Source organism: Vibrio chagasii, assembly GCF_002954585.1.
Lineage (GTDB): Bacteria > Pseudomonadota > Gammaproteobacteria > Enterobacterales > Vibrionaceae > Vibrio > Vibrio chagasii_A.
On the sequence record NZ_MSCI01000001.1, the window covers coordinates 230,133 to 253,011 of the forward strand.

Sequence of the window (22,879 nt, forward strand, 5' to 3'; positions counted from 1 at the left end):
TAATGATGTTTAACTGGAGTTGTGGTTATTCAAAACAGAGCTTTGAATCGGGTATGGCAGGCAAAGAAAACGGGCTCTGAAAGTGAGCCCGTTTGTTGGTTAGCTTATCAGTGACTTGACGCTGGATTACATTGCCGCTTCGAAAATCGCAGAGATTTCTTCGTGGGTCGCTTGTTTAGGGTTAGTAAAACCACATGCATCTTTCAGTGCGTTGTCAGACAGTGTAGGAATGTCTTCTAGTTTCGCACCAAGTTGCGCGATACCTGTTGGGATATTCACGTCATTTGCTAGTTGAACAATCGCTTCGATTGCTGCTTCTGCACCTTTTTCTGGTGTCATACCTTCAACATTCACGCCCATTGCTTTCGCAACATCACGTAGACGCTCAGGACAAACCTGCGCGTTGTAGCGTTGAACGTGTGGTAGCAAGATAGCGTTACATACGCCGTGTGGAAGGTCGTAGAAGCCACCTAGTTGGTGCGCCATCGCGTGAACATAGCCCAGTGATGCGTTGTTGAACGCCATACCCGCCATGAACTGTGCGTAAGCCATTTGCTCACGAGCTTCAATGTCTTCACCGTGTGCTGCTGCTGTTCTTAGGTGTGCTTGCACAAGTTCAATTGCTTTAATCGCTACTGCGTCTGTAATTGGCGTCGCTGCGATAGAAACGTAAGCTTCGATTGCGTGTGTTAGCGCGTCCATACCTGTTGCAGCAGTTAATGATGCAGGTTTAGCAAGCATTAGCTCAGGGTCGTTTACTGAGATAAGCGGTGTTGTGTGCTTATCAACGATAGCCATTTTAATGTGGCGCTTTTCATCAGTGATGATGCAGAAACGTGTCATTTCCGATGCGGTGCCCGCAGTTGTGTTGATAGCGATAAGAGGCATCATCGGCTTTTCAGATTGGTCGACACCTTCGTAATCTGCAATCTTGCCGCCGTTAGAAGCCACAAGTGCAATACCTTTTGCACAGTCGTGTGGGGAGCCGCCACCAAGAGAGATAACAAAGTCACAGTCGTTGTTTGTGAGTAGCTCAAGGCCATCGTTTACGTTTGTGATGGTTGGGTTTGGTTGAGTGCCGTCGAATACCACAGCATCTACACCGCGTTCGCCAAGAAGGTCCTGAACCTGCTTAACCACGCCAATTTGATTTAGGATTTTATCGGTTACGATAAGACCTTTTTTAAAGCCTTGAGACTGAATGCTATCAGCAGCATCCTTTAAACAGCCAGTACCCATGAAGTTGATTGTAGGGATGTAAAATGCACTAGACATTGGAAAACTCCGGTTAATTATGATTTTTAATTGCCTCTATGTTGTCGGCAAACAACTGGTCGACCATTGATCTGGAACAACTTTGATTCCGAACTACCACTTTCTGGTTATCGGTTGTGATAGGGCTCATATAGCAATCGTTTTTATGGTTTTCTGATGTGTATATTGTCAGTTATGGATAGCGAATGATTGATAGATTTTTGGCCGGTATGCGGCTCTATAGCTATGAAAAATAAAGGTTATTTAGACAGTGCCGGTTCGCGTTCTTCTTCTGTTAGCTCTTGAACAGAACCAGTACTGCACTCTACCTGAGTTTCTGGTTGCTCAGGCGAATCTGACGCCTCTTGTGGCTCTTCATCGTAGTATTTGACCTGGAATGGGGTGAGCATGACGGATGATGGTAAGAAGTGCTTCATAGTACCTCCCGGTACAGTTCGTGTATTTCCTTTATGGTATTGGTTTAATATGTGGCAAAATTTGCGATACATCATGACTTGTTGCTTGTTTTCTATAAATTCTTAGAACTATATTCAGGCTCACAAAAATGGTAGTAGAATACACACTTAACCGTGAGGTTAGGAAAGAACAAAATATAAACACGGCTCGATAGCGCGAATAATAGGACAGATAATGAAGTACGATTGGATATTCTTTGATGCAGATGAAACCTTGTTCCACTTTGACGCTTTTCAAGGAATGAAGCTAATGTTCTCACGTTTTGGTGTGGATTTTAGCGAGCAGGATTATTCCGTTTATCAAGAAGTTAACCTACCACTATGGGTAGATTATCAAGATGGCCGAATTACGGCTGATCAACTGAAGCACACACGCTTCGAAAGCTGGGCTGAAAAGTTAGAAACAACAACTGCAGAATTAAACAGCGCATTTCTAACAGCAATGGCGGACATCTGTTCTTTGCTACCAGGTGCAAAAGAGCTAATGGAATCGTTACAAGGCAAAGTGAACATGGGCATTATTACTAATGGTTTCACTGAGCTGCAATCGATCCGTTTAGAGCGCACTGGCATGACTGATTACTTCGAACATGTGATCATTTCTGAAGAAGTCGGTGTTGCTAAGCCAGATGCTGAGATCTTTGAACATGCACACAAGCTTGTCGGCTTCCCAGCGAAGCAGCGCATTTTGATGGTGGGTGATAACCCACACTCTGATATTTTAGGTGGCTTAGACTTTGGTATCGAGACCTGTTGGCTAAACAGCCAAGAGAAGGCGACGCCGGAAGGTATTAACCCTCATTACCAAGTGAAGTCTTTGGCTGAGCTACAAGCGCTTTTGCTAGCGTAACGGCTCATCGCCTTTAGCTTTATTCGTTGTTCATTAATAGCCGAGTACAATTCTGTGCTCGGCTACTTAATTTCTACAGGTTTCACTTTTCGATTGTAGTACTCAAGCGTATTTATGCTTTAAGCTGCCACCATAACCACTCATAACAAATAGAAGGAATAAGCGTGCTGAAATCTCATCGCCATAGCTGCTACGGCATTGCTGCCATTTTACTTTGGAGCTGCTTAATTGCGTTATCTCGTAGCGTGTCAGAGCAATTAGGCCCAATTGGCGGCGCAGCCAGCCTTTATACAGTAAGTTCACTGTTTTTGGTTTGCGTGATGGGATTACCTAAGCTGAAACGCTTCTCAAAGTCTTATTTGTTGATTGGTGGCGCGCTGTTTGTTTGCTACGAGATCTTTCTGGCTTTGGCATTAGGTATGGCAAATAATCGACATCAGGCCTTAGAGATGGCGGTTATCAACTACCTTTGGCCAGCGCTGACAGTACTGTTTGCGGTATTACTCAGCGACAAAAAGATAAATTGGCTGGTTTACCCAAGTATCTTTTTGGCTTTCTTTGGTGTGGCTTGGAGCATCAGTGGCGACCAAGGCCTCTCTGTTGAACAGATTGCGGCTAATATCGCGACTAACCCTAAAACCTATTCGATGGCGTTCTTCGGCGCGATTATCTGGGCGGTTTACTGTAACTACACTCAGAAAGTTGCGAAAGGGCAGAATGCGATTGTGTTGTTCTTTATCGCTACAGCGATCACCTTGTGGATCAAATACGCATTGAGCAGTGAAACCGGTATGGTGATGACGAGCAGTGCTGCGATTGATTTGGCTCTGGCTGGCGTGTGTATGGGCGCGGGTTACGCGCTTTGGAATACCGCGATATTGGGTGGCAACATGGTCTTTCTAGCGACTATGTCTTATTTCACGCCAATTTTTGCAACCTTACTCTCTTCTATGATTTTAGGTTTAACGCTGACTATCACATTTTGGCAGGGAGTATGTATGGTGACGATTGGGTCACTGGCTTGCTGGTGGGTTACGAGAGAGAAAAAGCCGACGGTTAAGGCGTCGGCTTCTGAACAGATTCAATCTCAATAGCAATTGTGTTTATCTACCGATTGCTGGGGTTAGAATTAGCTTGCTATATTGAGGTTCAGTTGAAGCTCATATGGCATCTTAGATAGGCGTCGCTTTAGTTGGCGGCGCGTACGTTCAATATCATCGACCGCAATCGCTTGTTGGTCGTTGGTATGAATATCAACGTTGATTCTTAGCTCAGGACCAACCTTAGTCACACCGATTAGCTCCAAATCTTGTTCTGCTTCTTTGTCTACCGCGACAACATTCTTATCTACCGCGTCACAAATTTCTTTGTTTGCAGACATCATTAGTAGCTCACGCATCGCTTCTCTTAGCATATCGAACGGTACTTTGATGAAGTAGAAAGACATCAGAAACATCATCATTGGGTCGGCATACACAGCGTATTCTGCGAACGGCGAGAATGTCATTGACCAAGCCACGACAAAACCTGCTGTTACCGCGACACTCAATAGTGTATCCATTTGCCATTGCTTAGACTCAGCCTGAATCAAGCCAGATGAAATGCTCTTACTCTTTTTAGCGATGTACCACCACGCGTAACCACAGCCCAATACGTTAAAAATACCAAACAGAGTTGCGATAGAGGCATCAACTTCACGACCACCTGTCATCAAGGCGCCAATCGCTGAATACAGTGAATAACCAACCACAAGTAAAATGACAGCAGCTTTAATCGTGATGACGATAGGTTCAATGATCGCACGACCGAAAGGGAATTCGCGGTCAGAAGGGCGATTAATGTATTTTGAGGCAGCTAGTGACAATAAAGTTAACAGTAAGCTAATAAGTGAGTAGACACCGTCAAATACTATGACCAGAGAGCCAACGAGAAGACCCAACACCAACCCGCCAATAGCGAAGCCTGATGCTAAAAGGGCTGAGAACAATAGAACTCGGTTTTCGTTTTGGCTTTTCCTGTCACACATAATAATATCCAGATGTTTTTGATAATTTCATTGTTCTAATATTGAGCGAGATTTTCAAACTTTATCTGATGATGTTTATGTTACAGAACATGGTTTTTTATATTATTCATTTTAATTCAGTTGCTTACATTATTTTCTTGGTGTCAGTAAAATTGACGATGACTGTTTTCGTGGACTAGTGTGCAACTGAATCAAGATCACTTATCATTAATAAAACACATCATTGCGCGGTGTTTTATAGCGCGGTGAAGGGCATTAGCGCTTGGGATAGTGGGAAAGAAAGGATGACGATGAAGTTTGATGATATTAGCGACAGCGATTTGTGGGCAATCGCTAACCCTATTATGGATAATTTGATGGAGGGCTCAACTAATGTGGATCATGCCCAACATTGTCGCGACTTTACTCAACGAATGAAGGACATAGTGACGCCTGAGTATTTAGAAAAGGTGTGTCATCATTATCAACACAGCAACGGCTTTTTTGCAGAGCGCGAACCTGTTGCGGTGTTTAGGCGTTCTGATTCCGTCGCTTTTATATGGAAGCAAGCGTACACCATTGCCAAAGGCGAATTCGTTGCTGAAATGGTGTTAGTTGAAGAAGACGGACGCTATCTAGTGGATCACGTGATGGTCTTCTAACCACCCTCAATTAGAAATCGAACAAGTAATCACTCAGCTGGTCCGCGAGCCAGTTCATACCTGGGTGTTCTGCCATTCCAGCTGCCGTAAACATGCAGTAATCTTCTTGAGTTAGGCCGTAGGTGTGTTTGATTACTGCTAATTCTTGTTCACGCAGCAGGTGACGTATCAGCGGCTCCGGCATTACGCCCCATGCGTCTTCACGCAAAATTGTATCCAACATAAAATCAAAGCTAGAGAAACCAATGTAACGACGAGAGAAAGGCTCAAGCTCTGGATTATCTTTTTCGTTGAGATAAACCATGGTCGCTTGCATCGAATTTCTTAATACTTCGTCGGAGACGCGGCGCATTGCACTCAGGTCATGTCCTTTCTTACACACAGACATCATCCGAATCTTACCAAGAGGGTTATAGATGATTCTTGGGTCGTCTACACGTTCGTAATCAACACCGAATGCGAAATCAACTTGTTGAGTTTCAACGAGGTTGGCTAAGTCACCACTCGATGCCAGAACGAAGTTAAAAGAAGTAGAAGGGTACTTGTTGTTCAGCGTGTGAGATAAATCTTGCCACATTTCATCGGGCAGAGAATCATCGCGAGCAATCCATATCTCGGCGTTGAACTCACCGGACACATGGAGGCAGGTTTGTTTAATACGCGCAGCAGTCACTAACATTCCTTCGCAATCTTTGTAGATGGCTTTGCCTGCTTCAGACAGCTCGACGTGGTTCCCGCTGCGTACGAAAAGTTCTACATCTAACTCTTTCTCCAAGGCTTTGATAGACATACTAAGCTTGGTTCGGTTGCATTCTAGCTGGCGAGCAGCTTCTGAGACTGATCCTAAATCAGCAACAGAACAGAAGGCTTGGACTTGAGATAGGTTCATTTCATTTCCAGATTGAGCGGTTGTTGGTGCATATTATATTGAATATTGTGCTGACTATCTTAGAAATAGTCCATCTTTGCATGATAACTCTATGACGAATTGACTAATTTAGTTTACTCTGGGCAGGTTCCGAACCTACAAGAAGTAAAGATGGAGGCCATGATGGCGAAACAATGGGACGAGTACGCCGTTGATTGGGATAAAGATCCCGCGACCGCAGTATTCGCACAGTCCGTATTTGACCAGTTAACACAGCTCGTTGATTTAAACGGAACCCGTGTCCTTGATTTTGGTTGTGGTACAGGACTACTCAGCCAAAAAATATCTCCTTTAGCAAAAGAGATCATCGCACTCGACATGTCTGAAGGGATGATTGAAGAGCTAGACAAGAAAGAGCTATCCAACGTTGAACCGGTTGTTGATATTCTATCGCGCGGGCTTGCAGCTCAGCATCCAGCATTCCGAAATCAGTTCGATGTAGTGGTAGCATCGTCGGTTTGTGGCTTTATCCCGAACCTACAAGACACAGTAAGCCTGATTTATACGCTACTCGAAAATGATGGCACATTTGTTCATTGGGACTGGTGCTTAGAAAACGACAGCGATGATTACGGTGTAAGCCCTGAGCGTTCAGAGAACGTATTAAGTGCTGCAGGGTTTTCTGTTGTTGAAGTCTCGACACCTTTCTCAGTTGATACCCCACAAGGCAAGCTAAAAGTGCTGATGGGCGTTGGACGTAAGTAATTCATTTGAAGCTTATGGCTAAGTGATTAACAAGAACTAAAATCCAAAGCCCATTTTAGCAAACAAATTAAAACATAAATAACCGAACCCACATCAACGGTCTTAGTGCCAGTTATGTGGGTTTTCTATTTCTAGTAACCTTGATAACTTATGTTTTATACGTGTGATCTCAGGGTATTGGAAAACGCTAATTACAAATATGCCATTTCCATTTTGGAAATATAGTCTTGCATAGATTTCATTGGTGGAAATTAAATCGTCACATATAGAATAAGCCCATAACAATACTAAGGGTTTAATTATGAGCCACCAATCTGCTTCTCCACAACTTTCAGAACAACAACAGCGCTTTAGCAATATCATTTCAGATGCGAACCTGTCGCCAAAACAGAAATCGAGCTATCTTGCCTTAGAAGCTGAAGCGAGCCTACCGTACATGCCGGTAAGTCACGAAGTAGAACAAGCCTTACAACAAGGCGTGCTATGTGACATGTTTGAAGGTCACGCTCCATTTAAGCCGCGCTATGTGCTTCCTGACTATTCTAAATACTTACATCAAGGCTCAAAGTATTTAGAGCTTAGCGCGGCAACTAATTTCGATGAAGCATTGAACATGCTTACCATCCTGTACCATCACGTCCCTTCGGTCACGTCTATTCCGGTTTACTTAGGTCAGTTGGATGATGTGTTAATGCCTTTTGTTGGCGACTTATCAGAAGAACAGGTTTATCAGAAGCTTAAGCTATTCTGGATCATGCTAGACCGCACACTGCCAGACGCGTTCATGCATGTGAATATCGGCCCAACAGACAACGTTATCTGCCGTACTATTTTACGAGTTGATGCTGAACTCAAGCAGATTGCGCCAAACCTTACTTTTATGTACGACCCAGCCGTAACACCTGATGATTTGCTGCGTCATGCTGCGAGCAATATTTGTGAATGCAGTAAACCACACATCGCTAACTACCCAGCACACGCTGCGGCATACGGTGATAAGCGCTTTGGCATCGTGAGCTGTTACAACTCTCTGCCTCTGGCTGGTGGATCAAACACGTTAGTACGTATGAACCTGAAACAAGTGGCGTTGAAGTCTGAGGACAGTGTCGATTTCCTACAGCAAGTGTTACCACACTACAGCGCTATCATGGTTGAGCTTATGAATGCCCGCAGCCGCTTCTTGCATGAGAAATCTAACTTCTTCGAAGGCTTCTTAACTAAAGAGGGTTTGATCGAGGAAGATCGCTTCGCACCAATGTTCGGCATCTACGGTATGGCTGAAGCCGTGAATACCTTGATGGAGAAAGAGGGTAAAGCGGGGCGTTATGGTCATGACGAACAAGCTAACCAACTTGGACATCGCATTTCAGAAAAACTGGCTGAGATCGTTGATCGCTCTGAAGTGAAATATGGTCTAGAAGGCAAGGCTCTATTGCATGCTCAAGGTGGTATCAGCCTAGATGAAGGTGTAACTCCAGGTGTGCGTATCCCTTATGGAACAGAACCAGATCCTGTCTCTTACGTTCGTGCGACTGCGGGGCATCATAAATTCTACACCTCAGGTATCAGTGACATTTTGACCATTGACGAAACCGTGAAGTCAAATCTTGAAGCGATGTTCAACCTGTGTAAAGGCGCGATTCAAGCGGGTTACCGAGAGTTTACCGCTAACGTTGCATCAAACGACTTAGTTCGTGTGACAGGTTACATGATTAAGTTGTCTGACATCGCTAAATACGACGAAGAAGGTTCGCGCACCAACACGACTTTCTTAGGATCTGAAGCGGCGAAAAATACGGGCATCTTAGAGCGTAAACCGCGCGTGGCAAGCTTAGAGATGTCGCCAACATACGAATAGCCTGGTGTTCGAATCACATTAACTATGACAATTTCTGATCTAACAACTCAAATGGCTAGGGTTAATAACAATAAGACAGAAAAACAAGCGAAGGTCAGCCGTGTGCTGACCTTTTCTTGTGTTGATGGACCGGGAAATCGGCTTGTATTGTTTCTACAGGGATGCAATTTCGACTGTATAACCTGTCATAACCCTCATACCATCAATCACTGTAATCATTGTGGAGATTGCGTTAGTGGCTGTCCAAGTGGTGCTTTGAGTGCTGTTGGCGGCAAAGTGATATGGGATCCAGCGGCTTGCACCAATTGCGACCAGTGTATTGATGTTTGTGTTCATAAATCGAGTCCGAAAATCACCACGATGATGGTTTCAGAAGTACTAGAACTTGTAAGACATAATCAGTTTTTCCTGAGTGGTGTTACCGTTTCGGGCGGCGAAGCGACCATGCAGCTGTCGTTTATCATTGACCTATTTGAAGCGATTAAAAGCGATCCGCAGCTAGCGCATCTCACGTGCTTTATCGATAGTAATGGTTCGTTGTCAAAACAAGGCTGGGACAAGGTGTTGCCTTATCTTGATGGAGCGATGATTGATCTTAAATCTTGGCAATCGGAAACCCACAACTGGTTAGTGGGAAGAGGGAACCATCGTGTGTTTGAAACCATCAATTACTTAGCAGAACAAGGTAAGTTACACGAAGTTAGGCTTTTGCATATTCCGGGCAAGAGCGACCTTGAGGGCGAGATAGAGCAAGTTGGGCATTACTTAAAAGGATTGCCGAGTGATGTTCAGATTCGACTTAATGCTTTTCAACATCACGGCGTGATTGGTGAGGCGTTGGATTGGCCTAAGTGTACAAAACAACAGATGCAAAACTTCCACAACAAGCTCTATGCGATTGTTCAAAGACCGATGCAAACGCCAGAGGTGTACACCTAATATTCTCGGTCTTCAATGACCAAAGAACTAGGCTTCTAAAAACAGGTCACACAGCCATTTGATCGCCTGATCATTCATGTTTGGCTTGTTCCACACTAAGCTGTACGCCACTTTTCCGTAATCGAAAGGAAGTGGCTTACTCACTAATCCATGCGCTTGTTTCGCGTGTTCGGCCCACTGTTTCGAACAAGTGAACAGGAAAGGGGTATTGTGACAAAGTACAGCCGCTGCACCAAAATCAGCGACCGAAATGGCCATCTCTCTCGGCTTATGGCGTTGCACTAAGCTTTGCTCAAAGTAAGGCTGCGATAACTCATTATCTAAGATGCCAATGTGTTTGTAGTCTAGGTAGCCCTCAACCGTTAGCTCTTGTTGTGCCAGCGGGTGGTGAGCCCCCATTAAGCACACCATCTCATCAGGTAGAATGGTTTCCCACACTAACTCTTTGTTGTCGGTAGGTGGCTGGGAAATATCGTGAGGCAATAAGATTAAATTAACCTTACCGCTGAGCAAAGCATCGAACCCGAGCTGTTGCTTCGAATAGATATGAAGTTTGGCCTTTGGAGCAAGCTCTGTGGTGATTCTGCTGATCTTCGAGGCGAATATTTCAAAAGTACTCTCGCGCATCGAGAGTGAAAAGCTGCCTTGATACTCCTCAGGAGCAAAGCTCTTTTGATGGAGCAATCCATTCATGCTGGAAAGAATCGCGTGAACCGTTGGAGCGATTTGTAGTGCGAAGGGCGTTGGGATGAGCTTAGTGCCATCTCGGTAGAACAGCTCGTCGTTGAGGATCTCTCGAAGCTGAGACAGAGTTTTACTTACACTTGATGGGCTGACATAGAGTTGCTCAGAGGTTTGAGTCACGCTATGGGTATTCAGCATAATGTGCAGGGCAGTGAGGTGCTTAAGGCTCACTCTCGATAAGTGTAAGTAATCCATGTATGACTCACGAATTCAAATTGGCTTGTGATTTTGAATTTACACCAAAACCGAACAAGCCAAATTGATAAAGGTTATTTACGAGCTAACTTATGGTGAGCTCGTGAAAAGTGGCCTGCGCAAAATGCACCTACGATTGAAAGCTCACCGGCTAAACACAATGCAGCACAAACCTCAGCTAAGGCTTGGGATTTACCATTGCCGTGCAGACCTAGCAAATCAAGACACGCTTTTTGGCTTGGAAGGCTTGTACCACCACCAACAGTGCCTACCATTAGGTTAGGAAGCGTCACGCTTGCGTATAAACCGCCTTCTTTGTTTAGCTCCATGCGAGTCATGCCGATGGCAGATTCTGCAACACACGCAGCGTCTTGTCCGCAAGCGATGTAAAGTGCAGCCAGTGCATTAGCGTAGTGGGCATTGATACCGATAGTGCCGCTAAGAGCGCCGCCCACAGTGGTCATTTGACCAAACTGAACCATCTTCTCTGGCGTGGTGTGTAGATACTTAGCTACAAGTTCTGCTGGGATATTAACTTCAGCGGTGACCTTTTTGCCACGAACGCTGCGTAGGGTTTGGGTATTCGCTTTCTTATCGCCAGATAAGTTGCCATCAAGGAAGGCGTGGTCAGGCTTAACTGGGGTGTTTTCTATGATGTACTCAAATACCGCATTGGTCGCGATGGTCACCATATTCTGCCCAGACGCATCTCCCGTAAGAAACTCAAACACCAAATAAACATGGTTGCCTTCAATGTTGATATTGATATCGGTCAGTTTGCCGTGGGAAGTCGTAGATTCAGCTAGGATTTTAAACTTCTCATACTGAGTCACTGCCCATGCCACAAACTGTCCAGCTTCAACCAAACCTTGGAATGCAAAGCCAGGAGTTCGTGTTACGCCTTCATTGAGCAACATTGCACTCGCACCACCACAAGCACTAATGAGTTTAGAGCCTCGGTTATAAGACGCGACAAGTGCTGCTTCGGTTGTTGCCAGTGGAGCTAGATAATCACCTTGGGCAAATAGGCCATTAACACGCAGCGGCCCAGAAATACCGACAGGCACTTTTACTGTGCCAACGAAGTGCTCGATGTTTTTTTCGTAGGCTTGCATCTGACTTTCGGTATGAGGGTCGAGTAGCTCTTGTTGTGATTCTGCGTGGTCGAGAGCCGTCCAACGGCGTGTCACATTCTTTTCTGTCAGGTAAGGGCTAGGAGTCAGCTTCTTTGCTGGCTTTTCAAAATGAGGCTGGAGTTTATTTTCTAATTCGTCTGCGGAGATATCGCCCCCTAAAATAGAAACATAGTCGCGGCGATGCAGATTTAGTTTTGGCATAAATAGTATGAAGTAAAGTTTGTGCAGCAAATTGGTTTGCGCTGATTCTACCGAGTAATAAACCAGAAACAAGCGCCAGATATAATGAGTTACAGTTTGTGTGCTAATTACACCAAAAAGCCGCTAGAGTGCTTGGGTTGTCTTGTTTCACACCCCACAAAATTGTCGTTAAACTTGATTGTAGTCTAGCTCAAATGATCAGCAAGGCTTAGATATGGATGTCGAGCAGGCTGCCAATGGCTTCGCTTTGGCGCTCCACGACGCTAGCACCAACACGGTTATAGCTAGCACTCTGCGTTAATTTGACCAACGCATCGCTTGAGGAAGCAGTAGGATCTGGTTTTTTTTCTTTAAATGAAAGGGATTGCTCAGGTTCAACTTGATTAAAGCTGAAATCGCTGCGTTCGACTACATCGTCGTCAGATTTGGGCACATGTTCAGAGACTTGATTATGTTTTGAGGCTTGGTTGAGTTCGATCGCCGCTTCTTCAGCCATGTTGGCAGACTGCTGAATAATGGCGTAACCAGATTGAATACCAGATATCGACATAGCAGGACCTTTAATTGACGTATGAGAAGAGTCTAGGTTGACGATATTTTAAGCGCAATGGTGAGCAGGAGAGATCTACAATAAAGGAGGAAACTTAAGCTAAAATAGTGAGGTCTGTCTATTAACTGAACAGATCGTTCAATGCACTTAGCTCTTCATCAGTAAGCAGAGTTTCTTTTTCTGTTTCCAAAGTGCCGTCTATCTCACCTTGTAATGTTTTGAGTTGCTGTGGGCTAAGAAGTTGGATCTGCTGTTTAAATGCTTCAAATTGTTGTGTATTCATAATGTGACCTTGCTGCAATTCCATATGCTCTAAAGAGCATAGGCTACTGTTACCAGAAATCAAACAAGATTAAGTGAATATTAAGCTTATTTTGTCGTTTCCTAGAACTAAGACAACTATAAATTTCTGTGGTCGTGTTTTGTCCGAGGAATGTTAAGCAAAGTTAAGGCTTGGTCAATCAAAGTCAGAAAGTCATGACAATCTAAAAATCGACTCATCTCTTATGTAGTAAGGCTGGGTGAGGAGCTGCTCTACCCAATTATAGGTATTGGTAGAGCAATCTATAAATCCAACAAATGATCAAAAGATAAACAATTCACGCTATCTTTTTGTTTTTATGGTATTTTGTTTTTCGAGCAAGAGGCGCCCGTTTCAAACGCTTTATCGATTTTTACCTTAACCGCAAATTTGGTTGCTAGTGTATGCAGTTCTGGAAGCATTCGATAGATCAAATGCAGCTGCTGTAGAACCATTCTGACAGAACTTTCATCTTCTTCTCGCCACTCACTCAAACGTTTATCCAAATCAGGATCATAGGTATTTTTGACTTCACACTGCTCGCAGTGAGAGTAAAGCTGATCATTGAGCGCGTCGAGGTGCTCATGGATGACGCGGTGAGCATCTAAAACGAGCTTATGGGTTGCCTCGTCGTCGATACGTGTTCTATGCGCACCTAAAGCGGAAATGTAGCTTAATAGGGCATGGTTGAGCGTTAGGAAGCGGAAACTCTCATCTTCAGAAGTACGATATTTTCCAGGCTCGACTAACATACTGCTGATCGCCACGGTCAGATTCGCATCGTTATTGTGCGCGCTGCGACGAGCGATACGGTAATTCAGCGTGTCTTTCTTTCCGACACGATACTGGCCGATGATTTGTGCCAAGTAGTTCTTGTTGGCATCGAGCGCGTCGGCCATCACTTTGTGTAGTCGCTTTGATTGCCAGTCTGGTAACACATAAACGACAGCCAATACCGCCAGAGCACAACCTATAAAGGTATCTGCAAGCCGCGGCAGAACCACAGCGTAGCCTTCACCAAGCTGGTTAAAGCAGAACAATACCAATAGGGTGATGAAGCCTGTTGCGAAGCCGTAATTATTGATGCGGAACGCAAAGAACATCACGCCACTGATCACAATGAATACCAATTGGCTTTCTTGAGAAGGGAAGAAGGTCAGCAGTGGTACACCGATCAACAGGCCAGCAACGGTACCAATAACACGAGCAGTCAGCTTTTGACGGGTAGCACTGTAGTTAGGTTGGCAAACAAACAGTGTCGTTAGCAAGATCCAATAACCGCGTTCGATCTCAAACCCTTGGATGATCCCATAGCCAAGTGTCAGTGTGATTGCCATACGAATAGCATGACGAAATAACATAGAGTCAGTATGTAGATTAGCTTTGATCTTCTGCCACATTGCTGACAACGTATGTGGGTTTGTGTCGTCTAATACGTCTTCTTCGAGCTTTTCTGCATCTGGGTTACTGATATTTGATAACTGTTTCTCAACGGTCGCTAGGTTATTGAACAGGTAATCCAGTTGGTTCAACAGCGGCTTCCATTCGGGCTTATTCTGTTGGTGCAGATGATTAAGTGAAGACATCAGCTCATCTAGCGCCAATACAGACTTGTCACCATGTTGATACTCAGAACCAACCTTGAGCGAGCTCGCCACTTCTTTACATGCCGTTGCCTGCGCTTCCAGTAGGTATTTGAAGCGGAATAGCACGTCAGAGCGTTCAAAGTGTTTAGCAAGTTCTTGATAACGATAGTGGGTTGAACTTACACGCTCGTGAATGTCTTGTGCGATGAAATAAGTATTTAAGAAGCGGTCACTAGGGCCATCAATGTGTCCACGCTTAGAACGGTTAAGCAGGGTTGCTTTACACATGTTGAGCGCGTTCACGGTACTCGCATTTAATTTAGCTTCAATAATGCGGTGTGGTTGCGGAATAAGGTCTGAAACAGGGTAGAAAAGCTCAGCCTTAGATTCCATGTAGGTGCCAATTTGGTCAAACACAGTGGCAAGGTTCTGCTGTACGGGTTGCATTGGCCACACAATCTGCCAAATCATCGACATGAAGTAGTACCAAGCCGCGCCTGTTAATAGCAACAAAGGCTGGAACCATAAGTTAGTGCTCTCGTGGGCACCTAGCATGGTGTAAATGGCCACTAGCAGCGAGCCAAACGCAATGCTTGCGTACTTCGGGCCAATTGCGCCCAGCATGATGAAAGAGAATGTTGACGCAAATAGACCTAACGCGAACAGCCACGGCGTGTCGAAAAGAAGTTCAATAGAAAAGGCAGCGATTGCAAAACAGATAAAGGTTAAGGTCAGGGCTTTGAGTCGCCCTGTAAAGCTATCGTCACTTTCCGCCAGTGCGGCTGCGATGACACCTAGAATCAGAGGGGTGATGAGTGTGTTCTGTCCATAATACCAAGCAGGCACCACCACACCGAGCAGAGTGATGAGAATTAATACGCTGTAATTTATGGTTTTATTTGCCCAATAGAGGCGTAATTTGGCTGAAAATTCCACAGTCACTCGCTTGACGCACTAAAAACCATAATCCTAACAGAAATCAAGCACAAGAATTTGATACTTATCCATAATTGTCCGTAGGTGGTCATGAAAGCGTCGATAAGATATGAGATATTATTAATTCTCATTGCATCATGATATAAATTCAATATTCCCAATTAAGAGCACACTCCAATGCAGCTAAGCGCTAACAAGACTGCACAATTTTTTATTCAAAATGAATACCATCAGGTTGTACTCGATGGTTCACGCCTGCTGTTGTCGTCAGTAGGTAGTGAGGAACGTATCCCGTTTACTATTTGGAGTGGCAAGATCGCGATCAAACGCGGATTGTTTTGGGGATCGTTACAGTTTTTTGCTAACCAACAAGACGGTAAGCAGCGCAGTTGGTTAGTTCAAGGCCTACCTTGGGACCAGTGTCGTCAATTTGCACGCGCATCGGTGGCAGCATACCAGAAGTGGCACGACACACAGTGCGAGCAGTTGGCCGAACACGTACCTCAATGGGAAGCTGAGTTGTTACGCTTAGAGCAACTACCAGCCTTTCTTCCTCATTCTAAAGTCAACACTTGGGTAGAAAAGGTTAACTCTGGCTTAGAGAGTATGACGATGACGCTGGACGAAGCGGCGCAGCGTATGCCAAATCGCATCGCAAGGCTGCAGCCGTGGTTGTCTGACACCGAGGCTAAGCAAGCGGAAAGAAACCAGCAATGGCTCGAGACAGAGAGAAAAAACTGGGAAGTCTTGTTTGCTCAATGTGAGTCATCGCCGTTGAACTTGTCTCAGCAGTATGCGGTTCTAATGAACGATGACCACAACCTGATTCTTGCAGGTGCGGGCTCAGGGAAAACCAGTGTTCTGACAGCACGTGTCGCTTACTTATTGCAAAGTCACCAAGCGCAAGCTGAAGAGCTTTTATTGCTTGCCTTTGGTCGTGAAGCGGCCGAAGAAATGAAGCAGCGGCTCGACAGTAAAATTGGGTTGTCGGCTGAGAAAGTTCAAGTGAATACCTTCCACCAGTTGGGTTTGAAGATCTTGAATGAGGTTGAAACCGAACGTGTGGTGATTTCTCCCCTTGCTTTAGATGACAATCAGCGCCAAGCCTGGTGCATTGATTGGTTGAAGAAGCACTGGATGACGCCGACCAACTTCAAGCGTTGGCAGAAGCACTTATCTAAATGGCCAATTGCTTACCTAACGGGTGATGACGAGCTAGGCAGCCACGTTTCAAACCTTAAGTTAATTGGCTGGCTTGAAAAGCAACTGGAACAGTTGAACGCATCAGGCTTAACCAAGAAAGAAGTACAGCAACAGCTTATCGACCACCGTGATTACACACGTCTTAACAGTGAGCTATCCTTGTGCTGGCCTTGTGTGACGGCGTGGCAGAAGGCATTGAAAGAAGAGAACCATATCGATTTCTCGACTATGATCAGCCGTGCGACTCAGTACGTCGAAAAAGGTAAGTTTATCTCGCCTTGGAAGTTCATCATGATCGATGAGTATCAAGACATCTCTCCTGATCGTCTTGCTTTGGTTGAGGCGCTGTGTAACCAGTCTAAAGCGGAGCACCAAGCCTCTATTTTTGCCGTGGGCGATGATTGGCAGTCTATTTACCAATTCGCGGGTGCAGACGTTGATTTAACTACAGGCTTTAAAGATCGTTTCGCGAGCTCGACCATTCATCACCTAGATACCACGTATCGTTTCAACAATCAGTTAGGTGCTGTGGCGAATCGTTTTGTGCAAGAGAACCCAATTCAGTTACCGAAAGAGCTAAACAGCTTCAAGCAACAGAAGCAAAAGGCGGTCTACAGTGCACCAAGTAAAGAGGTTGAGAAGATCCTTGATCAACTCAACCGCCAATCTAAAGGTAAAACCAACAAGTCGGTGTTGATGCTTGGGCGTAATCACTACCATAAACCTGAGTTGTTAGAAGACTGGAAGAAGATCTACACCTCGATTGATATCAACTTCATGACTTGTCACGCCAGTAAGGGTAAAGAAGCAGACTTCGTTATTATCCTTTGCGTGGATGAAGGACAATTCCCAGCGAAGAAGAAGCAACTACACATTGATGGTGCATTGACTGAATCGTCAGACGTGTTCCCATACGCGGAAGAACGTCGTTTGTTCTACGTAGCGATGACACGTGCTAAAGAGAAAGTGTGGATCACGCACAGCGGCGATGGTTCAGGCTTCGTACAAGAGCTACACGGTTCTGACTACCCAGTGGTTCGTAAAAAGTAGCTACTCAGACAGGATGCCAACTAAGGGCTAAAGTTGCTTTCGCTGTATTTTATTTGCAGACATAAAGTAGAAGGACATACATATGGAACATGGCTCAATCAATTATATCGAATTTGCTGCGAAAGATATTGCAGCGACTAAGGCGTTTTTCAGCCAAGTGTTTGGTTGGCACTTTGAAGATTATGGTCCTGAGTACTCTGCTTTTGAAGGTAAAGGGTTAATGGGCGGTTTCTACTTGGCTGATTTGTCTTCTGATGCAGAAAAGGGCGGGGCGTTGATGGTTTTCTACAGTGAAGATCTCGAACAGACTGAACGTGACGTGCTTGATGCGGGCGGAGAGGTCAATCGTGAAATATTCAGTTTCCCTGGTGGTCGACGCTTTCATTTTCGCGAGCCAAGTGGCAATGAAATGGCAGTGTGGAGTGACAAATAGCCTCTTCTCAGAACTTCTATATTCAGATAAACAAAAGCCTGCGATTAAGCAGGCTTTTTAGTCTGTGACGTATTGGTCTGTCTTAACGAGAATTAGGTACGCTCAGCAAGATACGCTTCGTAATCTGGAATCTCGATAATCACTTCTTCTTCTAGCATTGAAGAGTTGAAAAGGAAGTTCGCAGTCGCGCGGTTGGTTGCAACTGGAATGTTCCAAACACTCGCGATACGCAGTAGTGCTTTTACATCAGGGTCGTGCGGTACGGCATTAAGTGGATCCCAGAAGAAAATCAGCATATCGATTTTGCCTTCTGAAATCAGAGCGCCAAGTTGTTGGTCACCACCCATTGGGCCACTGATCATGCTCTTGATTGCTAAACCTGTCTCTTTGCTTAGCAGAGAACCCGTTGTACCAGTCGCATAAAGGAAGTGGCTTTGTAGCTTCTCTTTATTCTCTTTTACCCATCTTAGTAGCTCAGGTTTGAAGTGGTCATGAGCGACTAGAGCGATATGCTTATGCGTTGGCATAGTACGCGTTGTTTTTTGCATGAATTGTCCCTAAATTATCGTTCGTATTTTTATTGTTATGAGTGCTTAACTCAATATAACACTATGGATTCACACTGAATACCGGCCGAAACTCAGAAGGTGACAATGAATCGGCAATAATTTGATCTTTGAGTGTTGCTGGGGTCAGAGCTTCAATTTTTGGTGCGCTGTGCATCTCGTAAGGCTGCCCTCGCAAGTAACTCACCGCTTGTTTCACCGACAAGCGACCCTGTTCTACCATTTTGTCGGTTGGTGCAAAAAGCACCTTGTTTCGCAGTAAGCCACGGTAAGTACCATGACTCAAATAGCTGGAAATCAGACCAATTTCATCGGTCTTACCCGCCGCTCTTAGCTCACTGATTGCAGCTTCGATGGCAACGGCACTACCAACGATGTACTGAACCTTTGCTTGTTCTATCACTTGTTGTACAAGGTTGCGTTGCAGCTCTTTGTCGTTGTCAGCCCAATAGCTCACATCGATTTTTACATCGCTATCTTTAATCGCGTCATAGAATCCTAATGCAACAGGTTTGGTGCCACCGCTTGCTTGAGGGCCAAGCAATAATGCAATCGGGGTTTCGCCAGAGCCTGTTGGATGAAGCTTCGCTAAATACTCACCTACTTGGAAGCCCATCTGATACCAATCAACACCGACTGTACCTTTCAGTACTTTTTGCTGCTCTTTGCTTAACGTCAATTCATTCACTGTTGCAAACACAGGTGTCGAACCAACCCAGTCAGTAAGGTTATCGTGATAGGCGTCTGGTGACACTGTACCTAAAATAATGGCATCAGCACCCCATTTAGTGCACAGGACGAGTTGTGAGGCTTGTTTGCCAACATTAGGGTAGCCGCCAGCTTCTAGCACTCGTAGTTCAACCTGCAATTGTTCGGCTTCGGAAATCATGCCGTAATTCACAGATAACCAATAGGAATCCTTGAGGTGTGGGTAGATGGCGCAAATCTTCTCTTTTTGTGACGTCGCAGTTGCCGGTTTGATAGGGCTTAATAGCTCATCAGCACTAGCGGAAGAGGCGGCTAACGCAAGTAAAGATAAAAGAAGTTTTGACGCGAAGAATTTAGTGCGCATGAATTGCCGTTTTATTGGTTTTAGATAAGAAACACTGCAAAATATAGCGTATTCTGCAGGGGTAAAGAAGAACGTTTTAAGGTTTAGGTTTTATGTTGTTAGCTTCAGCAAGTATTGGACGCAAGCTGCTGGCCTCATTTTTAGTGATGGCGATGCTCGTTCTTTTGTCTGCATTGATCGGGGTATCTGGATTTAGCTTTGTTGCTAAAACAGAGAGAAACGTTGTTGATTCAGCGCTACCAGCGATGATTGAAGCTCGTCAGGTTTCTGAGTTGAGTAATCGCATCATTTCGTCTGTACAAACCCTCTCTAATGCGAAAAATGAAGCTGAGCGAAAAGAGGCTGGCACGCTGCTATTTGACCGACTAGAAGCCTTGTTACAACACATCAAAGATTTGGGTGTCGATAGCTTTGATTCAGAACTGCTGCATAAACTTGAAAAGAATGTGCAGAGCGTTATCAATACGTTGGCGGAGCTGGGCGTTTCCGTAGAACGTAAACTCTGGCTAACCAAAGAGCTGTCGTCTCGTGTTGAAGAGATGCGCCTATTGGCTGAAGAGCTAGAACAGCTGACTCGAACTCAAGTGCTGAACACCGCAACCATAGCCGTTGCTAACGTTACCCATATCTATGACCTGCTAGAGACTAAAGAAACCGACAAAGCCTACCAAGCCTTAGATGCGCTGGTGGAAGTCGACCTTGATCTCTCAGAGCGCCTACACGAATTGCACTTGCTGGCGTTCAAAATGCTCAACCAGATTGAGGAAACTCAAACGGTAACCAATGTTGAGCGTATCCATCAAATCCAAACTGAATTTGAGTCCAACCTTAGGATCATGGTTCGCCGCGTCAAAGCGGTAGAAGATCCAACACGTTCAGAGCAGATGTCCCAGCTTCTGGAAGAGCTACAAAAACGCCAAGTGGTGTTTGATATCTCTCTGGAGCAGTATGAGAACACCAAAAAATCTGAGCTGTTGATGCAAAATACCTTGAAGTTATTCTCACAGCTGAACACGACGGTAAACCAACTGATCGATGACTCTAACCTGAGTACGAAAAAAGCGGTAGATGAACTGACTTCTACGTTAAGCCTGGCGCAATGGTCGCTCTCTGTGATCTCTATTATTGGCTTGGTGATAGTAGCGTTTATTGTATGGCGCGTGGTGTATGTGTCGGTCGTGAAACGCCTTGCTGAATATTCGGCAGCCCTGATGTCGATTGCTCAAGGGCGCCTTAATATTGATATCTCAGTAAAAGGTAATGATGAGCTTGCACACATGGGCGAAGCAATTATCACAGCAAGAAACACGGCGCAGGCGCTACAAGTAGTGGCTGTGGGTGAGGCTAAAGCGAAACGAGAGTTAGAAGAACATAAAGAGCACCTTGAAGAACTGATCACTGAGCGAACCTACCAACTCCAAAAGACTAACGAGAAGTTGAATGTAGAGGTAACCAACCACGCCAAAGCGCGAAGCGCCGCCGAGCAAGCGAGCCGTGCTAAGTCAGCTTTCTTGGCAACCATGAGTCACGAAATCAGAACGCCGATGAATGGGGTATTGGGTACAGCTCGTTTGTTAAAAGATACTGGATTGAACCCTCTACAATCTGGCTATGCTGACATCATCAATCGCAGTGGTAAGAACTTATTAGCTATTCTCAACGATGTATTGGACTACTCTAAAATTGAAGCCGGACATCTTGAGATAAGGATTGCGTCTTTCGACTTGCATCAAATGGTTCAAGACACCTATCAATTGATGGAAGGGCGTGCAGCCGAGAAGAAGCTTGGCTTTAGCTACCATATCGAAAGTGATGTACAGCGCTATTGGCGCGGTGATGTCACCCGTATTAGCCAAATATTGAATAATCTGGTTGGTAACGCGATTAAGTTCACTGAAAAGGGCGATATCGACATCTTCATCAGCTTAGATCTTGAAGATGAAAACCGCGTGATGTTTGAAGTATCTGATACTGGCGTTGGGATACATGAAAGTGAACAAAAATGCTTATTTGATGCGTTTAGCCAAACCAACAGTGGTCGAAACAAAACGGGTGGCACTGGGTTAGGTCTGGCGATCAGCAAGCGCATCATGTTGGCAATGGACGGTGATATTGGCGTTCATTCAGAAGAAGGGGAAGGCAGTCAGTTCTGGTTCTCTTTACCGCTTCAAGCAGGCGAAAAAATCGAAACCAAAGCCGCAGTGGTTGAAACCTGTATTCGAGCGAAAGTGCTGTTGATTGAAGACAACCCAGTGAACTGCATCGTTGCTGAAGGCTTCTTAAACAACCTAGGGCATGAGGTCGTGATTGTCACAACCGGACAAGAAGCTCGTGAGATATACAGTGAACAAGTCTTCGATATTGCGCTGGTTGATATCAACCTTCCGGACTGCGATGGTGTTGACCTCATTCAGCAACTTAAAGAGATTGAGGTTCAATCATCTGCTTTAGGCCTATTGCCAGAGAGCGCAGCAAATTATGCACCTCCTATGGTGGCGGTATCGGCTCATGTGTTTAATGAAGAAGTAGAAAGTTATTTGGCGAATGGGTTTGATGGCTTCTTACCAAAACCTTTGGAGAAAGAGGCGCTTGCAAGGCTGATTGTGACTCAACTAGATGGCAAGACCTTGCTATTGCCACAGCCAGATCCTAACGACTCGAGCTGCAAGAGAAACGAGCATGGGTTTTGTGAAAAGCGTATTGAGAGCGACCTTATAGTCGAAAGCGAAGTTGAACAGTCAAACCAAGAGGAAAGCCCTGTGACCATTTCTGATAGCAAATTGATAATTGATAGCAAAGTAATCGAAGGCGACTTGTCTATTCTTGGTTTGGATAAGATGAAGCAGATTGTCGGGCTCTTTGAACAAAGCAGCCTTGAGACGTTAAAAGAAATGGCTGACGCCAATGATGCGGAAAATGCCCGTGAGGTGAAATCGCTCGCTCATAAGCTCAAAGGGTCAGCGGGCAGTTTAGGACTATTAGCCCTGTTTGATGTGTGTAAGAGCATTGAGATAAGCAGTGAGCCTTTAACGCAATACAGAGAGAGCTCTGAAGAGTTAACGGGGCTCGTTAAAGACTCTCTAGCGGCGCTGCAAAAACATGTCTGATATTAAATGTTCTCTGCCACATAATGAGCTTCTTAGGCTAGGCTGAGCTCTGTCTAAATGAGCATCCAGAAACAAAAAAATCCTCTGCTAAGACAGAGGATTTTTGTTTTCAAAGCGATGCT

The 22,879-nt window shown here is 45.0% G+C and carries 20 protein-coding genes; 9 read left to right on the forward strand and 11 right to left on the reverse strand.

The window, feature by feature from the left end; translation table 11 throughout:
• Positions 1-126: 126 nt before the first annotated feature.
• A complete protein-coding gene (gene yiaY, locus BTO10_RS01140) occupies positions 127-1,275 on the reverse strand; it encodes an L-threonine dehydrogenase (RefSeq protein WP_105023263.1) in 1,149 nt (382 codons plus the stop codon).
• A gap of 239 nt (positions 1,276-1,514) precedes the next feature.
• Entirely contained in the window at positions 1,515-1,691 is a 177-nt protein-coding gene (locus BTO10_RS23385; protein ID WP_181143945.1) for a hypothetical protein, read from the reverse strand.
• 214 nt (positions 1,692-1,905) lie between these two features.
• Between BTO10_RS23385 and yjjG the strand changes: the two genes are divergently transcribed.
• Both yjjG and yddG read left to right on the forward strand, forming a co-directional pair.
• A complete protein-coding gene (yjjG, locus tag BTO10_RS01145) occupies positions 1,906-2,580 on the forward strand; it encodes a pyrimidine 5'-nucleotidase (protein ID WP_105023264.1) in 675 nt (224 codons plus the stop codon).
• Positions 2,581-2,744: 164 nt separating this feature from the next.
• Positions 2,745-3,674, forward strand: a complete 930-nt coding sequence (gene yddG, locus BTO10_RS01150) for an aromatic amino acid DMT transporter YddG (protein WP_105023265.1) — start codon at positions 2,745-2,747, stop codon at positions 3,672-3,674.
• Positions 3,675-3,709: 35 nt separating this feature from the next.
• Here the strand turns inward: yddG and BTO10_RS01155 are convergent, their stop codons facing one another.
• The gene (locus tag BTO10_RS01155) at positions 3,710-4,606 is read right to left on the reverse strand and encodes a cation diffusion facilitator family transporter (protein WP_105023266.1); all 897 of its coding nucleotides are present in this window, start codon (positions 4,604-4,606) and stop codon (positions 3,710-3,712) included.
• A 290-nt stretch (positions 4,607-4,896) separates the two neighbouring features.
• Here BTO10_RS01155 and BTO10_RS01160 point away from each other — a divergent pair, with 290 nt between their 5' ends.
• Positions 4,897-5,247 (forward strand): hypothetical protein, encoded by a 351-nt coding sequence (locus BTO10_RS01160; RefSeq protein ID WP_008218874.1) that lies wholly within the window; start codon positions 4,897-4,899, stop codon positions 5,245-5,247.
• A gap of 10 nt (positions 5,248-5,257) precedes the next feature.
• On the opposite strand, the gene BTO10_RS01165 is transcribed toward BTO10_RS01160, so the two are convergent.
• On the reverse strand, positions 5,258-6,136 hold the full coding sequence (locus tag BTO10_RS01165) for a LysR family transcriptional regulator (RefSeq protein WP_063522763.1): 879 nt from the start codon (positions 6,134-6,136) through the stop codon (positions 5,258-5,260).
• A gap of 162 nt (positions 6,137-6,298) precedes the next feature.
• Here BTO10_RS01165 and BTO10_RS01170 point away from each other — a divergent pair, with 162 nt between their 5' ends.
• From BTO10_RS01170 to BTO10_RS01180, 3 genes are all read left to right on the forward strand, one after another.
• Positions 6,299-6,880: a class I SAM-dependent DNA methyltransferase gene (locus tag BTO10_RS01170; RefSeq protein WP_105023267.1), complete on the forward strand. Its 582-nt coding sequence runs from the start codon at positions 6,299-6,301 to the stop codon at positions 6,878-6,880.
• 301 nt (positions 6,881-7,181) lie between these two features.
• Complete coding sequence (locus BTO10_RS01175) at positions 7,182-8,738, forward strand: YjjI family glycine radical enzyme (protein ID WP_105023268.1); 1,557 nt, start codon at positions 7,182-7,184, stop codon at positions 8,736-8,738.
• Between the two features lie 24 nt (positions 8,739-8,762).
• Positions 8,763-9,677, forward strand: coding sequence for a YjjW family glycine radical enzyme activase (locus tag BTO10_RS01180; protein ID WP_105023269.1), 915 nt, complete (start codon positions 8,763-8,765; stop codon positions 9,675-9,677).
• A 27-nt stretch (positions 9,678-9,704) separates the two neighbouring features.
• Here the strand turns inward: BTO10_RS01180 and BTO10_RS01185 are convergent, their stop codons facing one another.
• The 5 genes from BTO10_RS01185 to yccS all read right to left on the reverse strand — a co-directional run bounded on the left by BTO10_RS01185 (position 9,705) and on the right by yccS (position 15,326).
• Entirely contained in the window at positions 9,705-10,616 is a 912-nt protein-coding gene (locus tag BTO10_RS01185; protein WP_004740290.1) for a LysR family transcriptional regulator, read from the reverse strand.
• Between the two features lie 74 nt (positions 10,617-10,690).
• Positions 10,691-11,953, reverse strand: a complete 1,263-nt coding sequence (locus BTO10_RS01190; protein ID WP_105024223.1) for a hydroxymethylglutaryl-CoA reductase — start codon at positions 11,951-11,953, stop codon at positions 10,691-10,693.
• Between the two features lie 208 nt (positions 11,954-12,161).
• Positions 12,162-12,503 carry a hypothetical protein gene (locus BTO10_RS01195; RefSeq protein ID WP_105023270.1) on the reverse strand — a complete coding sequence of 114 codons (342 nt, stop codon included), beginning with the start codon at positions 12,501-12,503 and terminating at the stop codon, positions 12,162-12,164.
• A gap of 121 nt (positions 12,504-12,624) precedes the next feature.
• Positions 12,625-12,810, reverse strand: a complete 186-nt coding sequence (locus tag BTO10_RS01200) for a hypothetical protein (protein ID WP_004740287.1) — start codon at positions 12,808-12,810, stop codon at positions 12,625-12,627.
• Between the two features lie 311 nt (positions 12,811-13,121).
• Positions 13,122-15,326, reverse strand: a complete 2,205-nt coding sequence (yccS, locus tag BTO10_RS01205; protein ID WP_105023271.1) for a YccS family putative transporter — start codon at positions 15,324-15,326, stop codon at positions 13,122-13,124.
• A gap of 177 nt (positions 15,327-15,503) precedes the next feature.
• On the opposite strand from yccS, the gene helD reads away from it, so the two are divergent.
• Together helD and BTO10_RS01215 are read left to right on the forward strand one after the other, a co-directional pair.
• Positions 15,504-17,579, forward strand: coding sequence for a DNA helicase IV (gene helD, locus BTO10_RS01210; protein WP_004740285.1), 2,076 nt, complete (start codon positions 15,504-15,506; stop codon positions 17,577-17,579).
• An 82-nt stretch (positions 17,580-17,661) separates the two neighbouring features.
• Positions 17,662-18,012 carry a VOC family protein gene (locus BTO10_RS01215; protein WP_004740284.1) on the forward strand — a complete coding sequence of 117 codons (351 nt, stop codon included), beginning with the start codon at positions 17,662-17,664 and terminating at the stop codon, positions 18,010-18,012.
• Positions 18,013-18,104: 92 nt separating this feature from the next.
• Here BTO10_RS01215 and BTO10_RS01220 read toward each other — a convergent pair whose 3' ends face one another.
• Both BTO10_RS01220 and torT read right to left on the reverse strand, forming a co-directional pair.
• Complete coding sequence (locus BTO10_RS01220; RefSeq protein ID WP_004740283.1) at positions 18,105-18,560, reverse strand: methylglyoxal synthase; 456 nt, start codon at positions 18,558-18,560, stop codon at positions 18,105-18,107.
• Between the two features lie 61 nt (positions 18,561-18,621).
• A complete protein-coding gene (gene torT, locus BTO10_RS01225) occupies positions 18,622-19,650 on the reverse strand; it encodes a TMAO reductase system periplasmic protein TorT (protein WP_105023272.1) in 1,029 nt (342 codons plus the stop codon).
• A gap of 92 nt (positions 19,651-19,742) precedes the next feature.
• Here torT and torS point away from each other — a divergent pair, with 92 nt between their 5' ends.
• Positions 19,743-22,757, forward strand: coding sequence for a TMAO reductase system sensor histidine kinase/response regulator TorS (torS, locus tag BTO10_RS01230; protein WP_105023273.1), 3,015 nt, complete (start codon positions 19,743-19,745; stop codon positions 22,755-22,757).
• The last annotated feature ends 122 nt before the right edge of the window (positions 22,758-22,879 follow it).

Bases quoted from the DNA above. Each gene is read 5' to 3' on its own strand.
- BTO10_RS01190 (WP_105024223.1), bottom strand. From the start codon at position 11,953: ATGCCAAAACTAAATCTGCATCGCCGCGACTATGTTTCTATTTTAGGG.
- BTO10_RS01195 (WP_105023270.1), bottom strand. From the start codon at position 12,503: ATGTCGATATCTGGTATTCAATCTGGTTACGCCATTATTCAGCAGTCT.
- torT (WP_105023272.1), bottom strand. From the start codon at position 19,650: ATGCGCACTAAATTCTTCGCGTCAAAACTTCTTTTATCTTTACTTGCG.
- BTO10_RS01160 (WP_008218874.1), top strand. From the start codon at position 4,897: ATGAAGTTTGATGATATTAGCGACAGCGATTTGTGGGCAATCGCTAAC.
- BTO10_RS01180 (WP_105023269.1), top strand. From the start codon at position 8,763: ATGACAATTTCTGATCTAACAACTCAAATGGCTAGGGTTAATAACAAT.
- torS (WP_105023273.1), top strand. From the start codon at position 19,743: ATGTTGTTAGCTTCAGCAAGTATTGGACGCAAGCTGCTGGCCTCATTT.
- BTO10_RS01220 (WP_004740283.1), bottom strand. From the start codon at position 18,560: ATGCAAAAAACAACGCGTACTATGCCAACGCATAAGCATATCGCTCTA.
- yjjG (WP_105023264.1), top strand. From the start codon at position 1,906: ATGAAGTACGATTGGATATTCTTTGATGCAGATGAAACCTTGTTCCAC.
- BTO10_RS01155 (WP_105023266.1), bottom strand. From the start codon at position 4,606: ATGTGTGACAGGAAAAGCCAAAACGAAAACCGAGTTCTATTGTTCTCA.
- BTO10_RS01185 (WP_004740290.1), bottom strand. From the start codon at position 10,616: ATGGATTACTTACACTTATCGAGAGTGAGCCTTAAGCACCTCACTGCC.
- helD (WP_004740285.1), top strand. From the start codon at position 15,504: ATGCAGCTAAGCGCTAACAAGACTGCACAATTTTTTATTCAAAATGAA.
- BTO10_RS01175 (WP_105023268.1), top strand. From the start codon at position 7,182: ATGAGCCACCAATCTGCTTCTCCACAACTTTCAGAACAACAACAGCGC.
- BTO10_RS23385 (WP_181143945.1), bottom strand. From the start codon at position 1,691: ATGAAGCACTTCTTACCATCATCCGTCATGCTCACCCCATTCCAGGTC.
- BTO10_RS01170 (WP_105023267.1), top strand. From the start codon at position 6,299: ATGGCGAAACAATGGGACGAGTACGCCGTTGATTGGGATAAAGATCCC.
- BTO10_RS01200 (WP_004740287.1), bottom strand. From the start codon at position 12,810: ATGGAATTGCAGCAAGGTCACATTATGAATACACAACAATTTGAAGCA.
- BTO10_RS01165 (WP_063522763.1), bottom strand. From the start codon at position 6,136: ATGAACCTATCTCAAGTCCAAGCCTTCTGTTCTGTTGCTGATTTAGGA.
- yiaY (WP_105023263.1), bottom strand. From the start codon at position 1,275: ATGTCTAGTGCATTTTACATCCCTACAATCAACTTCATGGGTACTGGC.
- BTO10_RS01215 (WP_004740284.1), top strand. From the start codon at position 17,662: ATGGAACATGGCTCAATCAATTATATCGAATTTGCTGCGAAAGATATT.